Below are 13,873 nucleotides of genomic sequence, written 5' to 3'. Positions count from 1 at the left end.
ATTGTTATGGGCAGTTAATCAACCCCTCATGCTCGCCGTGCTTGCACGAGCCCGGCTCACAACTCAAGCTATGCTTCTTTCGCCCAGTGTCCGTCTAAGGAAAAGGCCCTCGACATGCGCATTCTCATCACCGGCGGTGCCGGATTCATTGGCTCCGCCCTGATCCGCCACCTGATTGAAAATACCGAGCACGAAGTGCTCAACCTGGACAAGCTCACCTACGCCGGCAACCTTGAGTCGCTGGTCAGCATCGCGTCCAACAGCCGCTATGAGTTCGTCCAGGCCGACATCATCGACCAGGCCACCGTCAGTGCCGTACTGGCACGCTTTGAGCCTCAGGCGATCATGCACCTGGCGGCCGAGTCCCATGTCGACCGTTCCATCGACGGTCCGTCGGATTTTATCCAGACCAATATCGTCGGCACCTACAGCCTGCTGGAAGCCACACGTGCTTATTGGCAGAAACTGGCAGAACCGGCGAAAAGCGCGTTCCGCTTCCACCACATCTCCACGGATGAGGTATACGGTGACCTGCACGGTGTAGATGACCTCTTCACTGAAACTACGCCTTACGCACCCAGCTCGCCGTATTCCGCAAGTAAGGCAGCCTCCGATCATCTGGTACGCGCCTGGCAACGCACTTACGGGCTGCCGGTGCTGCTGACCAACTGCTCGAACAACTACGGGCCGTTCCACTTCCCCGAGAAGCTGATTCCGCTGGTCATCCTCAACGCCCTCGCAGGCAAGCCACTGCCGGTCTATGGTGACGGCCTGCAAGTGCGCGACTGGCTGTTCGTCGAAGACCACGCCCGTGCACTGCTGAAAGTGGTGACCACCGGCGTAGTGGGCGAGACCTACAACATTGGTGGGCACAACGAACAGAAGAACATCGATGTGGTGCGCGGCATCTGCGCCCTGTTGGAAGAACTGGCGCCCCAGCGTCCGGCCGGCGTGGAAAAATTCACCGACCTGATCACCTTCGTCAAGGATCGCCCAGGCCACGATCAGCGCTACGCGATCGATGCCAGCAAGATCGAACGCGAACTGGGCTGGGTTCCGGAAGAAACCTTTGAAACAGGCCTGCGCAAAACCGTGCAGTGGTACCTCGATAACCTCGAATGGTGCCGCAGGGTCCAGGATGGCAGTTATCAAGGTGAACGACTCGGCAACTCTGAAGCAAAGGATCTGATCGCATGATGAAAGGTATTGTATTGGCCGGCGGTTCCGGCACCCGTTTGCACCCCATCACCCTGGGCGTGTCCAAACAACTGTTGCCGGTTTACGACAAGCCGATGATCTACTACCCGATCTCCGTGCTGATGCTGGCGGGGATCAAGGACATCCTGGTGATCTCCACACCAACGGACTTGCCGCAATACCGCAACCTGTTGGGCGATGGCAGCCAGTTTGGCGTACGTTTCAGCTATGCCGAGCAGCCCTCTCCGGACGGGCTGGCTCAAGCCTTCATCATTGGTGAAGAGTTCATCGGCAATGACCCCGTGTGCCTGATCCTGGGCGACAACATCTTTCACGGCCAGCACTTCGGCGACCAACTGCGCGCCGCAGCCGAGCGCCCGTCCGGCGCCACGGTGTTCGGCTACTGGGTCAAAGACCCTGAGCGTTTCGGCGTGATCGACTTCGACAAAGAGGGCCGTGCCCTGTCCATCGAAGAAAAACCAGTCAAGCCCAAGTCGCACTACGCCGTGACAGGCTTGTATTTCTACGACAACGACGTGATCAGGATTGCCAAGGCAGTCAAGCCTTCACCTCGCGGCGAGCTGGAAATTACCGACGTCAACAACGCCTACCTGCAACGCGGTGACCTGCACGTTGAGCGCTTCGGCCGTGGTTTCGCCTGGCTCGATACAGGTACCCATGACAGCCTGCTGGAAGCTTCAACCTATGTGCAGACCATCGAGCACCGCCAGGGCCTGAAAGTCGCCTGCCTGGAAGAAATCGCCTACGAAAACGGCTGGATTGATCGTGATTACCTGCTGGAGCGCGCCAAATACTTCGGCAAAACCGGCTATGGTCAATATTTGTACACTCTAGCCGGGGATACTAAATGAATGTAATCGCCACTGAGCTGCCCGGTGTACTGATCATCGAGCCGAAGATTTTTGGCGATGAACGCGGCTTTTTCTACGAGAGTTTTAATGCCCGGGAATTTGCCCGGGCCAGCGGATTGCAGCTGCAATTTGTGCAGGACAACCACTCCCGCTCGCAGAAAGGCGTGCTACGGGGCCTGCACTATCAGTTGGAGCACGCTCAAGGGAAGCTGGTACGCGTGACCGCCGGTGAAGTGTTGGACGTGGCGGTGGATATCCGCCGCAGCTCCCCACATTTCGGCAAGTGGACCAGTGTGCGTCTGTCTGCCGAAAATAACCGTCAGCTGTGGATTCCACCGGGTTTTGCCCACGGGTTTGTCGTGCTCAGTGACCACGCCGAGTTCCTCTACAAGACGACTGACTACTACACGCCGTCTGCAGAGCGTTGCATTCGCTGGGATGACGCCGAGCTCAACATCGACTGGCAATTGAGTGGCTCGCCGACCTTGTCCGCCAAGGATCAAAACGGCAAAAGCCTGAAAGAAGCAGATCTGTTCCCATGAAAATCCTCATTACCGGCCAACACGGGCAAGTCTCTCAGGAGCTGCAACAGCGGCTCCTGGGCCTGGGCGAGCTCATCGTATTGGGCCGCGACCAGCTCGATCTGGCCAACGTCGATCAGATCCGCCGGCAGGTGCACGCCCATGGCCCGGGCCTGATCATCAACGCTGCGGCTCACACCGCTGTCGATCTTGCCGAAAGCGAACCGGACGCAGCGTTTGCCATCAATGCAACCGCGCCCGGTATCCTCGCCGAGGAAGCCAAGGCCCTGGGCATCCCGCTGATTCACTACTCGACCGACTACGTGTTCGACGGCAGCAAGCCCGCGCCGTATACCGAGAGCGATGCGCCAAACCCGCTGGGCGTCTACGGCCAGAGCAAATTGGCGGGCGAGCAGGCGATTGCAGCCATGGGTGGCGAGCACCTGATCTTACGCACCAGTTGGGTGTATTCGAGCCACGGCAAGAATTTCCTGCTGACCATGCAACGCCTGCTGCAAGAAAAACCGCACATGCGTATCGTCGCTGACCAGATCGGCGCGCCGACCTGGGCCGGCAGCATCGCCAACAGTACCCGAGCCCTGATTGAACGCTGGTTGGCGGGTGAGGCAGGTGAGTGGGGTGTCTATCACCTGGCCGCTCAAGGCGAAACCTCATGGTTTGGCTTTGCCCAGGCGATTGGCGAACACCTGCGTGCGCAGGGCAAACCTTGCGCCGAACTGGAAGCGATCCCGTCAAGCGCTTACCCGACGCCCGCCAAGCGCCCGCTGAACTCGCGCCTGGATTGCAGCCGCCTGCAGCAACAATGGCAGGTCGGCCAGCCGCACTGGCAAGACGCATTGCACGAGTGTCTTGCAGAGCAGCACTAGGCATAATGCGCCTGTACCCACAGGCGCATGACTCCCATGACTCCACCCCTTCCACGAAGACCTCGCTGGCGCAGCCTTGCCCTGTTGGCGTTATGCCTGGCCCCGCTGCTGTGGCCGCTGGAACACTTGGCCGAGCGTTACTACCGCAGCGAATTGGCCGGCCAGAACCGCCAGACCCTCGACCTGTACGTCGCCAACCTGTTGGGCACCCTGCACCGCTACGAAATCCTGCCACAAATCCTGGGTGACCTGCCGGCCCTGCGTACAGCCCTGGATGCGCCTCAGGTGAGCACCAACCTGGCCAACGCCAACCTGCTGCTCAAGGACGTCGCCGCGCAAGCCGGGGTTGAGGTGATGTACCTGATGGACACCACCGGCAAGACCCTCGCGGCTTCCAACTGGGACAAGCAGGACAGTTTCGTGGGCCGTAACTTCTCGTTTCGCCCCTATTTCAGCGAGGCCATGGAGGGGCGGCTGGGTCGGTTTTTCGGCCTGGGCACCACTTCAGCCAAGCGCGGCTACTTTTTTGCCGCCGCCGTACGCGATGGCGAAAAAATCGTCGGTGTGCTGGTGGTCAAGGTCGACCTGGACCATACCGAAAGCCTGTGGGGTAACACGCCGGAACAGTTGTTGGTGACCGACCATAATGGCGTGGTGATCCTGACCTCGCGCCCGCAATGGCGGTTTCGTGCCACCCGGCCGCTGACCGCAGAAGAGCGTGAGGCGATTATCGCGATCCAACCTTATCCGACCCGCGACCCGAAACCGCTGGCGCTGAGCGCCACGGCATGGCTGCGCCAATCTACCGCCATCGCCGAAACCGGCTGGAATGTGGAAATCCTTGCGCCACGCTCGCTGATCAATCGCCCGGTACGCACAGTGGTTGCCGTCGGTGGAGCGACGCTGTTGGTGTTGATGCTGCTGCTGGGTTTGATGATGCAACGTCGGCGCCACTACCTGGAGCGCATTGCCTTCGAAGCCAAGGCGCGCCGCGAGCTGGAGGCACGCGTAGCCGAACGCACCAGCGATCTGGAGGGCCTTAACCGGCGACTGAAACAGGAAGTGCTGGAGCGCGAGCACGCCCAACAGGAATTGGTGCGCGCCCAGGATGACCTGGTGCAAGCCGGCAAGCTGTCAGCCCTGGGTACCATGTCGGCGAGCATCAGCCACGAGTTGAACCAGCCCCTGGCGGCCATTCGCAGTTACGCGGAAAACGCCGAAATCCTGCTCGACCATGAACGCACCAACGACGCCCGCGGCAACCTCAAGCTGATCAGCGAACTGACCGGGCGCATGGCGTCGATCATCGCTCACCTGCGCGCATTCGCCCGCCGCGACCGCCATGCGCCGGAAAGCGTGGCCCTGCAGCCGGCGCTGGATGATGCGCTGGCGTTGCTGGCCAAACGGCGGCGCTCGATGGAAGTCGAGCTGATCCGCGATCTGCCGGAGGCGACCTTATGGGTGCAAGCCGGGGAGACCCGCTTGCGCCAAGTGCTCGGCAACCTGATGGCCAACTCCCTGGACGCCCTCACCGAAAAAGGCCCACCGCGAAAACTCTGGCTGAGTGCCCAAACCACCGAACAGGGCGTCAACCTGTACATTCGCGACAATGGCCCGGGCTTTTGCATGGAAGCCCTCGGCCGAGCCAGCGAGCCGTTCTACACCACCAAGACCCGCACCCAGGGCTTGGGGCTGGGCCTGGCGATCTGTGACACCCTGATGCGTGCCTTTGGCGGCGAACTACTATTCGCCAACCACAAGGAAGGCGGCGCGTTGTTAACCTTGAAATTGCGTGCCGGCTCGCCGGGCGTCAGTCTGCAACCGTCCGAGGACCGCAGTGTATGAGTATCGATAACCAGATTCAGGTGGTGTTGATCGACGACGATCCACACCTGCGTCAGGCCCTGTGCCAGACCCTGGACCTGGCCGGGCTGGCGGTCCTGCCTCTGGGCGAAGCCACCGGCCTCACCGCGCGCCTGTCGCGGGACTGGCCAGGCGTGGTGGTCAGCGACATCCGCATGCCCGGCATGGACGGCCTGGAGCTGCTCGCCGAATTGCACGGCCAGGACCCGGACCTGCCGGTGCTGCTGATCACCGGCCACGGCGACGTGCCGCTGGCGGTGCAGGCCATGCGTGCAGGCGCCTACGACTTCCTGGAAAAACCATTCGCCAGCGACGCCCTGCTCGACAGCGTGCGCCGTGCCCTCGCCCTGCGTCGCCTGGTGCTGGACAACCGCAGCCTGCGTCTGGCCCTCAGCGACCGCCAGCAACTGAGCACACGCCTGGTGGGGCATTCGCCGCAAATGCTGCGCCTGCGCGAGCAGATCGGGGCCCTGGCGGCGACCAGGGCCGACGTACTGATCCTCGGCGAAACCGGCGCCGGCAAGGAAGTCGTGGCCCGTGCACTGCATGACCTGTCGAGCCGGCGCAGCGGGCCGTTCGTGGCGATCAATGCCGGAGCCCTGGCCGAGTCGGTGGTAGAAAGCGAATTGTTCGGCCATGAGCCCGGTGCCTTTACCGGCGCGCAGAAGCGTCGTATCGGCAAGTTCGAATTCGCCAACGGCGGCACATTGTTCCTCGATGAAATCGAAAGCATGAGCCTGGATGTCCAGGTCAAGCTGCTGCGTTTGTTGCAGGAGCGCGTGGTCGAGCGCCTGGGCGGAAACCAACTGATCCCGCTCGATATCCGCATCATTGCCGCCACCAAGGAAGACCTGCGCCAGGCCGCCGACCAAGGCCGCTTCCGTGCCGACTTGTATTACCGGCTCAATGTCGCGCCGTTGCGCATTCCACCGCTGCGGGAGCGGGGTGAAGATGCATTGATGCTGTTCCAGCACTTCGCGGACGAAGCCGGCAGCCGCCACGGCCTGCCCTTGCAGGAACTGCAACCGGGCCAGCGCGCGTTGCTGTTGCGCCACAACTGGCCGGGCAATGTGCGCGAACTGCAGAACGCTGCAGAGCGCTTTGCGTTGGGTCTGGAGTTGGCACTGGATAACACCCGGGACAGCCCATCTACCAGCGTGCTCACCTCCACATCGGGCGGCTTGAGCGAGCAAGTCGAACAATTCGAAAAGAGCCTGATCGCCGCCGAACTGACCCGCCCTCACAGCTCCGTGCGCAGCCTCGCCGAAGCCCTCGGCATACCGCGCAAAACCCTGCACGACAAACTGCGCAAGCACGGCCTGACCTTCGCCAACCAAAGCACCGACGACGAATGACCCCCACCACACGCCAAGAGGCCCAAATGAACCGCGACAGCCGTCACCTGGAATCCGTGCTTCACCACGACATTCCCCTCACCCGGGAAATGGGTCTCAAGGTAGTTGGCTGGGAGCATGGGCAATTAGAGCTGCATCTGCCGTTGCAGGCCAACATCAACCACAAGAGCACCATGTTCGGCGGCAGTCTCTACTGCGGCGCGGTATTGGCAGGTTGGGGTTGGCTGCACTTGAAGCTGCGCGAAGAAGGGATTGAAAACGGGCACATTGTGATCCAGGAAGGGCAAATCAGTTACCCGCTGCCGGTCACACGGGATGCGACAGTGGTGTGCCCAGCCACCGAAGATAAGGCGTGGAAGCGCTTTCTGGCGACATACAAGCGCTACGGCCGTGCACGGCTGATGCTGCAGACATGGATTGTGAATGAGGGCAGTGCAGACCACGCGGTGACCTTTACCGGCCAGTACGTGCTGCATCGATAAATGCAGGAAGGGCTACTCCGATGAGGGAGTGCCCATCGCGGATACGATGACCGATGCGTCGCTATCGAGAATAAACCGAACCGTCGCACCGCCCTTTCCACATAGGGATTGCCGTGGCGCTAGGATCGGGCCAGGGCCAGCAACCGTTCGCGCCAGGCAGCCTTGGCCGGCAGAGCCAGGAAGAACGGATTCAACAACGATTCCCGGGCCGGGTAAGTGAATGGCTCGCCACTCAACTCCAACACTTCACCGCCAGCGCCTTCCAATACACCTTGAGCCGCTGCGGTGTCCCACTGCGAAGTCGGTGCCAGCCGCGGGTAGCAATCGGCGCTGCCCTCGGCCAACAGGCAGAACTTCAACGAACTGCCGATATTGGCCAGTTTCAGTTCTCCCAATCCTTCACTCAAACCGTCCAACAGGCGTTCCTGCTCAGGGCTGGTATGGCGACGGCTGGCAACCACCGTAAAGGGCTCGCCCGCTGTCGGTGCCTCGCGCACCTGAATCTGCCTCGGTGCTTCATTCACATCGGAACGCCAGGCGCCCAGGCCCGCTCCACCGAAATAGCAGCGGCCGCTGGTAGGCATGGATACCACGCCAAACACCACGCGGCCCTGCTCAACCAGCGCAATGTTGACGGTGAACTCTTCACTGCCGCTGATAAATTCCTTGGTGCCATCCAACGGGTCCACCAGCCACCATCGCTGCCAGCCGGCACGCACGCTCCGGTCTATATCCGCATCTTCTTCGGACAGTACCGGAATGCTCGGATCCAGCGCGGTCAGGCCCGCCAGAATCAGGTGATGAGCGGCCAGGTCCGCCGCCGTCACGGGGGAATCGTCCGCCTTGGAGGTGACCTCAACATCGGCCCGCCAGTACGGCAGGATGACTTCACCGGCCTGGCGCGCCAGCTCGATCACTGGAGCGATAAACGGATGACCCAAAAACAGTTCGCTCATGCGGTAAACGCTCCACGCTGGGTCAACAGGTCTCGGACCAGGTACAACGCCGCCAGTGCACGGCCTTCACTGAACTGCTCGTTTTGCGCCAATTGCGACAGCTCGCGCAGGTTTACCCGTTCAACCCGCATCGGCTCGGGCTCATCACCTTCCAAGCGTTCTTCGTAGAGATCGGTGGCCAATACCACCTGGATTTTCTGGCTCATATAGCCAGGCGACAGCGAGAGTTCAGTGAGGTGTTCCAACTGGTGCGCGCCATAGCCGGCCTCTTCCTTGAGTTCGCGGTTTGCCGCCGCCAGCACGTCTTCGCCGGGTTCGATCAACCCTTTGGGCAAGGACAACTCATATTCATCGGTGCCGCCGCAGTATTCTTCCACCAGCAACGCGTGATCGGCATCGATCATTGCCACAATCATCACCGCCCCGTAGCCGGCGCCGCGGCCCACCAGCCGCTCGTAGGTCCGCTCAACGCCGTTGGAAAAGCGCAATTGCACTTCCTCCACGCGGAACAAACGGCTACTGGCGACTATTTCTCGGGCGAGAACGGTGGGTTTCTGGCGCATAAGCGGCTCCTTGGCGTGATCGGGTTACTATACCGTGGCTTTTCCGATTGTCTGTGTCGGATATTTTTACTTACATGAGACCGCACCATGCCTTCTTTGCCCTGGCACGCCATCGACACCGTCCTGTTGGACATGGACGGCACCTTGCTCGACCTGCATTACGACAATCACTTCTGGCTGGAGCACCTGCCCCAGCGCTATGCCGAACTGCATGGGGTAAGCCGGGCCATGGCCGAGATGGAGTTGCAGCCTCTCTTCGAGCGTAACGCCGGACAGTTGCAATGGTATTGCCTGGATTTCTGGACCTCGGAGCTGAAGATCCCGGTGCGTGAGCTCAAGCTGGAAACCGCTCACCTGATCGCCCTGCGCCCGGATGCAGATACCTTCCTGGAGGCGGTCAAACAGGCCGGCAAGCGTGTGATCCTGATCACCAACGCTCATCGTGACTCGCTGTCATTGAAGTTGGAACGCATTGAACTGGCGCCATATTTCGAGCGGTTGATCAGTTCCCACGACTACGGCTTCGCCAAGGAAAACCCGCAGTTCTGGCACGCCCTGCACGCCGACGCCGGCTTTGACCCGGCACGCAGCCTGTTCATTGACGACACCTTGCCGATCCTGCGCAGCGCCCGGGATTTTGGGGTGAAGCACTTATTGGCGGTGAAGGAGCCGGACAGCCAGAAAGGGCCCAAGGATACCGCGGAGTTTGCCGCCGTCGGGGGCTACCGCGATCTGATTATCGGACTCTGACCCAATGTAAGAGGGGCTTGTCCCGATAACGCAAGTACCAGTCAGAGATGCTGTGACTGAACTTGCGTTATCAGGGACAAGCCCCCTCTCACATTCGTATTACTCAGGGATACGCAGCGTCTGTCCTGGGTAAATCTTGTCCGGGTGCGACAACAGAGGCTTGTTGGCCTCGAAGATCTTGTTGTACTGGTTGGCGTTACCGTACACCGCCAGGGAAATCGCACTCAGGGTGTCGCCTTTTTTCACCACGACAAAACGAGCTGCGGTAACAGCAGGCCCGGAAACCGTAATCTGGTCATCTACACTGGCCACACCGGCAATATTGCCTGCTGCCAGAATGATTTTTTCTTTCTCTTCCTGACTGGCCACTTCACCGGTAATCGTGACCTTGTCGCCGTCAACGGTGGCGTGCACGTTCGGATTACCCAGCCCGACATCCTCGATGTGCTTTTTCAAATCGTCACTGGCGCTGGCGTTACCCGGCGTCAACAGATCAATCAGCTTCTCGCCGGCTTCCTTGACAAAACTAAAAAGACTCATAGTGCGCTCTCCTTGGGATTTGGTTTCCAGATGCCCAAGACTAGACCAGTCCTACAGACTTGGGTTCCCCGTTGGCCAAAGACACAAACGCGCTAACTACGGCCGTGATTGGAATAAGCCAACGCCTGCTGCATGAAGCCGGGCCAGAGCTTTGATCGACGCCATCTATCAATACATCAATACTGGCAATTAGACGCGACTCTTTGTCGCGCCTAGGCTAAACAGTGATTAATCCATCGGTGGTATCGCGCCGCGAACGCCAGGCGGCCAGTTTGCGCGGCGCCGCTCTTGAAACGCCTGCCCGCTGCGAGCCTGAGCGACCCCTATTGCAATCTTGACCATACAACTGTCGCTAACACGGCGTTGGAGAACCAGCCATGAGCAATCATCACCAAGCCGACCAGACCCCAACCCCACGCTACAAGCCTTATAAAGGCCCGGCCGGCGGCTGGGGCGCGCTGATCAGCGTGGCACAAGCCTGGCTGACCAGCGACAACGCGCTGAAGAACCTGCGCATGATGCTCAAGACCAACCAGAACGGTGGCTTCGACTGCCCGGGCTGCGCCTGGGGCGACTCGCCGGAAAGCGGCATGGTCAAGTTTTGCGAAAACGGCGCCAAGGCCGTTAACTGGGAAGCTACCAAGCGTCGTGTCGATGCGGCTTTTTTTGCCAAGCACAGCGTCACCGCGTTGCTGGAACAGAGTGACTACTGGCTGGAGTATCAAGGCCGCCTGACCGAACCAATGCGATATGACGCCGAGACGGACCGCTACAAGCCCATCAGTTGGGAAGCCGCATTCGACCTGATCGGCAAACACCTCAACGCGCTGCCAAGCCCGGACATGGCCGAGTTCTACACCTCGGGTCGGGCCAGTAACGAAGCAGCCTACCTGTATCAGCTGTTCGTGCGCGCCTACGGCACCAATAATTTCCCGGACTGTTCGAACATGTGTCACGAGGCCAGCGGCGTGGCCCTGGCGCAGAGCGTAGGCGTGGGCAAAGGCACCGTGACCTTCGACGACTTCGAACATGCCGACGCGATTTTCGTATGGGGCCAAAACCCTGGCACCAACCACCCACGCATGCTGGAACCACTGCGCGAAGCCGTTAAGCGTGGTGCTCAGGTGGTGTGCATCAACCCGCTCAAAGAGCGCGGCCTGGAGCGCTTCCAGCATCCGCAACACCCACTGGAAATGCTGACCAACGGCGACAAGCCGACCAACACCGCCTACTTCCGCCCAGCACTGGGCGGCGACATGGCCATCCTTCGCGGCATGGCCAAGTTCTTGCTGCTGTGGGAACGCCAAGCCCTGGCTGAAGGCAAGGAAGCAGTGTTCGATCACGACTTCCTCAACGCGCACACTGCCAACGTGCTCGATTACCTGGGCCAGATCGACGACACCTCCTGGGATGACATCGTCAAGCAGTCCGGCCTGACCCTGTTGGAAATCGAGCAAGCGGCGCGCATGTACGCCACCGGCAAGAACGTGATCATGTGCTGGGCGATGGGCATCACCCAGCACCGCCACTCGGTGCCTACCATCCAGGAAATTGCCAACCTGATGCTGCTGCGCGGCAACATCGGTCGTCCTGGCGCCGGCCTGTGCCCGGTGCGCGGCCACAGTAACGTGCAGGGTGACCGCACCATGGGCATTAACGAACGCCCGCCGGTGGCCTTCCTTGACGCTCTGGAACGCCGTTTCCAGTTCCAGGTGCCGCGCACTAATGGCCATAACGTGGTCGAAGCGATTCACGCCATGCTCGAGGGCCGTTCCAAAGTGTTTATCGGCCTGGGCGGCAACTTCGCACAAGCCACCCCGGACAGCCTGCGAACCTTCGAAGCCCTGCGCAACTGCGACCTGACGGTGCAGATAAGCACCAAGCTCAACCGCAGCCACCTGATGCACGGCAAAGATGCGCTGATCTTGCCATGCCTGGGCCGTACCGATATCGACATTCAAGCCAACGGCCCACAAGCGGTGACAGTGGAGGACTCCTTCAGCATGGTTCACGGCTCCAACGGTCAATTGCAACCGTTGTCGAAGCTGATGAAATCCGAGCCTGCGATCCTGGCCGGCATCGCCGCCGCTACCCTGGGCAGGAAACCGGTGGATTGGAACTGGCTGGTGGCTGACTACGGGCGCATTCGCGACCTGATCGCCGACACTATCCCGGGCTTCAAGGACTTCAACGAGAACATTAAGCATCCGGGCGGCTTCTACCTGGGCAACGCTGCCGGCGCGCGTCGCTGGAATACCCCGTCAGGCCGCGCCAATTTCCGTCCGAATATCCTGCCTGAAGACCTGATTCACGAACGCACCCATGCCACCGGCCGTGTGCCGGACCTGATCATGCAGTCGATGCGCTCCCACGATCAGTACAACACCACCATTTATGGCCTGGATGACCGCTACCGTGGCGTGAAAGGCCAACGTGACGTGCTGTTTGTCAACGAAGCCGACATCATCCGCCTGGGCTTCAAGCCTGGGCAGAAAGCCGACATCGTGTCGTTGTGGGAAGACGGCCGTGAGCGCCGCGTGAAGGGCTTCACCTTGCTGGCATTTGATATTCCGGCGGGGCAGGCAGCCGCTTACTATCCGGAAGTGAACCCACTGGTGCCGCTGGAAAGCATCGGGGATGGCAGCCACACACCCACGTCGAAGTTCGTGGCTATTTGCCTGGAGGCGGCGAGTGACGACGGCCTGATCATGGCACGCTCGGCGTAAGTTTCAGGCACAAAAAAGGCCGCTTTTGCATAAAAGCGGCCTTTCCCAAGTAGCTAAAGACTCGTAAAAAAGATTTAAGTTCCTTAGTTAAAACAGTAATTTAGAGAATTGTGTACAACTCGTGCTACTGGTCGGATTTCCATTGTCACAATCTCGATACAGCCCCAAGATCGCGCCGTCATCCTCTTGAGGTCTCCCTAATGAAGTTCTCCTCGATTCTCTTGTTGTCCCTTGGCCTGGTCAGTGGCGCAGCCATGGCTGGCGGCACCACCGAAGCAGGCGTGGGCGGCGCATTGGGCGGGGTTCTAGGTTCGGTCGTTGGCCAGCAGCTAGGCGGCAACACCGGTTCGACCATTGGTGCTGCCTTGGGCGGTGCGGGTGGTAGCGCCGTCGGTGCCGACAAGCGCAGCCGCGGCGAAGCTGCCATTGGCGGCGCACTGGGCGCAGCGGGCGGCAACGTGGTTGGCCGGAGTGTCGGCGGCAGCACAGGCAGCCTGATCGGCGCAGCAGCCGGTGGCGGCGCAGGCGGCGCACTGGGCAACTACATGGGCAACAAGAGCGATAACGATGACCGCCACTATCGTGGGCGTGACAACCGTCGCTATGACCGTGATGACCATCGTGGGCGTGGTCATGCTTATGGGCATCGCAAGAACAAGCATCACTACCGTTATGATTGATAAGGCCTGACGCCTTCGTCCTGGGTGTAGGCGTTCGCGCCTACACCACCAAACGCTGCAACGCCTCGCGCAACATGCCCGGAATAGTCACCGGCTGGTTCGACCCTCGATCCACGAACACATGTACAAAACGCCCCGCCGCGCAGGCCTCCTCCTCGCCCGTCTTGAACACCGCCAGCTCATACTGCACTGAGCTGTTGCCTAACTTGCCCACTCGCAAGCCAACGTCAATGCGTTCGGGAAAGGCAATCGACGCGAAGTAGTCGCACGCAGAACTCACCACAAACCCCACTACTTCACCGTCATGAATATCCAGCCCACCTTGTTCGATCAGGTAGGTATTCACCGCCGTATCGAAGAAGCTGTAGTAGGTGACGTTGTTCACATGGCCATACACATCATTGTCGTGCCAACGCGTGATGATCGGCTGGAAGTGTGGGTAATCGGCACGTTGCGGCACTGAGTCGGGCATGGGCAAGTC

Annotated in this window: 14 protein-coding genes; 10 read left to right on the top strand and 4 right to left on the bottom strand. The window is 60.4% G+C overall.

What is annotated here, in order from left to right; genetic code table 11:
• Window positions 1–114 precede the first annotated feature (114 nt).
• Genes rfbB through EXW71_RS23615 form a run of 7 tightly spaced genes read left to right on the top strand, consistent with a single transcriptional unit; the run spans window position 115 to window position 7,177 of the window.
• Window positions 115–1,197, top strand: coding sequence for a dTDP-glucose 4,6-dehydratase (rfbB, locus tag EXW71_RS23645; RefSeq protein ID WP_134660388.1), 1,083 nt, complete (start codon window positions 115–117; stop codon window positions 1,195–1,197).
• Window positions 1,194–2,069: a glucose-1-phosphate thymidylyltransferase RfbA gene (rfbA, locus tag EXW71_RS23640; protein WP_134660387.1), complete on the top strand. Its 876-nt coding sequence runs from the start codon at window positions 1,194–1,196 to the stop codon at window positions 2,067–2,069. The genes rfbB and rfbA overlap by 4 nt, the downstream gene beginning before the upstream one ends.
• Window positions 2,066–2,611: a dTDP-4-dehydrorhamnose 3,5-epimerase gene (gene rfbC, locus EXW71_RS23635; protein WP_134660386.1), complete on the top strand. Its 546-nt coding sequence runs from the start codon at window positions 2,066–2,068 to the stop codon at window positions 2,609–2,611. Before rfbA ends, rfbC begins: the two co-directional genes overlap by 4 nt.
• The gene (gene rfbD / locus EXW71_RS23630) at window positions 2,608–3,477 is read left to right on the top strand and encodes a dTDP-4-dehydrorhamnose reductase (RefSeq protein WP_134660385.1); all 870 of its coding nucleotides are present in this window, start codon (window positions 2,608–2,610) and stop codon (window positions 3,475–3,477) included. Before rfbC ends, rfbD begins: the two co-directional genes overlap by 4 nt.
• Window positions 3,478–3,513: 36 nt before the next feature.
• Complete coding sequence (locus EXW71_RS23625) at window positions 3,514–5,322, top strand: ATP-binding protein (protein ID WP_134660384.1); 1,809 nt, start codon at window positions 3,514–3,516, stop codon at window positions 5,320–5,322.
• A complete protein-coding gene (locus EXW71_RS23620) occupies window positions 5,319–6,695 on the top strand; it encodes a sigma-54 dependent transcriptional regulator (RefSeq protein WP_134660383.1) in 1,377 nt (458 codons plus the stop codon). Before EXW71_RS23625 ends, EXW71_RS23620 begins: the two co-directional genes overlap by 4 nt.
• Before the next feature lie 26 nt (window positions 6,696–6,721).
• Window positions 6,722–7,177 carry a YiiD C-terminal domain-containing protein gene (locus tag EXW71_RS23615; RefSeq protein ID WP_134660382.1) on the top strand — a complete coding sequence of 152 codons (456 nt, stop codon included), beginning with the start codon at window positions 6,722–6,724 and terminating at the stop codon, window positions 7,175–7,177.
• A 119-nt stretch (window positions 7,178–7,296) separates the two neighbouring features.
• Here the strand turns inward: EXW71_RS23615 and cysQ are convergent, their stop codons facing one another.
• A complete protein-coding gene (cysQ, locus tag EXW71_RS23610) occupies window positions 7,297–8,133 on the bottom strand; it encodes a 3'(2'),5'-bisphosphate nucleotidase CysQ (RefSeq protein WP_134660381.1) in 837 nt (278 codons plus the stop codon).
• Window positions 8,130–8,696 (bottom strand): ADP compounds hydrolase NudE, encoded by a 567-nt coding sequence (nudE, locus tag EXW71_RS23605; protein WP_134660380.1) that lies wholly within the window; start codon window positions 8,694–8,696, stop codon window positions 8,130–8,132. The genes cysQ and nudE overlap by 4 nt, the downstream gene beginning before the upstream one ends.
• An 87-nt stretch (window positions 8,697–8,783) precedes the next feature.
• Between nudE and yrfG the strand changes: the two genes are divergently transcribed.
• On the top strand, window positions 8,784–9,446 hold the full coding sequence (yrfG, locus tag EXW71_RS23600; RefSeq protein ID WP_134660379.1) for a GMP/IMP nucleotidase: 663 nt from the start codon (window positions 8,784–8,786) through the stop codon (window positions 9,444–9,446).
• Between the two features lie 99 nt (window positions 9,447–9,545).
• On the opposite strand, the gene lysM is transcribed toward yrfG, so the two are convergent.
• Window positions 9,546–9,986, bottom strand: a complete 441-nt coding sequence (lysM, locus tag EXW71_RS23595) for a peptidoglycan-binding protein LysM (protein WP_134660378.1) — start codon at window positions 9,984–9,986, stop codon at window positions 9,546–9,548.
• Between the two features lie 377 nt (window positions 9,987–10,363).
• On the opposite strand from lysM, the gene EXW71_RS23590 reads away from it, so the two are divergent.
• The gene (locus EXW71_RS23590; RefSeq protein ID WP_134660377.1) at window positions 10,364–12,712 is read left to right on the top strand and encodes an FdhF/YdeP family oxidoreductase; all 2,349 of its coding nucleotides are present in this window, start codon (window positions 10,364–10,366) and stop codon (window positions 12,710–12,712) included.
• 200 nt (window positions 12,713–12,912) lie between these two features.
• Entirely contained in the window at window positions 12,913–13,392 is a 480-nt protein-coding gene (locus EXW71_RS23585) for a glycine zipper domain-containing protein (protein ID WP_123717082.1), read from the top strand.
• A 40-nt stretch (window positions 13,393–13,432) separates the two neighbouring features.
• Here EXW71_RS23585 and EXW71_RS23580 read toward each other — a convergent pair whose 3' ends face one another.
• Window positions 13,433–13,864, bottom strand: a complete 432-nt coding sequence (locus EXW71_RS23580; RefSeq protein WP_134660376.1) for a thioesterase family protein — start codon at window positions 13,862–13,864, stop codon at window positions 13,433–13,435.
• Between the last annotated feature and the right edge of the window lie 9 nt (window positions 13,865–13,873).

The organism is Pseudomonas sp. BCA17 (genome assembly GCF_004519405.1).
Classification (GTDB): Bacteria; Pseudomonadota; Gammaproteobacteria; order Pseudomonadales; family Pseudomonadaceae; genus Aquipseudomonas.
The sequence above is the reverse complement of the archived record's forward strand: the minus strand, read 5'-3'. Positions and strand labels throughout refer to the sequence as shown.

Coding starts and splice junctions, on each gene's coding strand:
- rfbD (WP_134660385.1), top strand. CDS start 2,608: ATGAAAATCCTCATTACCGGCCAACACGGGCAAGTCTCTCAGGAGCTG.
- lysM (WP_134660378.1), bottom strand. CDS start 9,986: ATGAGTCTTTTTAGTTTTGTCAAGGAAGCCGGCGAGAAGCTGATTGAT.
- EXW71_RS23615 (WP_134660382.1), top strand. CDS start 6,722: ATGAACCGCGACAGCCGTCACCTGGAATCCGTGCTTCACCACGACATT.
- EXW71_RS23620 (WP_134660383.1), top strand. CDS start 5,319: ATGAGTATCGATAACCAGATTCAGGTGGTGTTGATCGACGACGATCCA.
- rfbA (WP_134660387.1), top strand. CDS start 1,194: ATGATGAAAGGTATTGTATTGGCCGGCGGTTCCGGCACCCGTTTGCAC.
- rfbC (WP_134660386.1), top strand. CDS start 2,066: ATGAATGTAATCGCCACTGAGCTGCCCGGTGTACTGATCATCGAGCCG.
- rfbB (WP_134660388.1), top strand. CDS start 115: ATGCGCATTCTCATCACCGGCGGTGCCGGATTCATTGGCTCCGCCCTG.
- cysQ (WP_134660381.1), bottom strand. CDS start 8,133: ATGAGCGAACTGTTTTTGGGTCATCCGTTTATCGCTCCAGTGATCGAG.
- nudE (WP_134660380.1), bottom strand. CDS start 8,696: ATGCGCCAGAAACCCACCGTTCTCGCCCGAGAAATAGTCGCCAGTAGC.
- EXW71_RS23580 (WP_134660376.1), bottom strand. CDS start 13,864: ATGCCCGACTCAGTGCCGCAACGTGCCGATTACCCACACTTCCAGCCG.
- EXW71_RS23625 (WP_134660384.1), top strand. CDS start 3,514: ATGACTCCACCCCTTCCACGAAGACCTCGCTGGCGCAGCCTTGCCCTG.
- EXW71_RS23590 (WP_134660377.1), top strand. CDS start 10,364: ATGAGCAATCATCACCAAGCCGACCAGACCCCAACCCCACGCTACAAG.
- EXW71_RS23585 (WP_123717082.1), top strand. CDS start 12,913: ATGAAGTTCTCCTCGATTCTCTTGTTGTCCCTTGGCCTGGTCAGTGGC.
- yrfG (WP_134660379.1), top strand. CDS start 8,784: ATGCCTTCTTTGCCCTGGCACGCCATCGACACCGTCCTGTTGGACATG.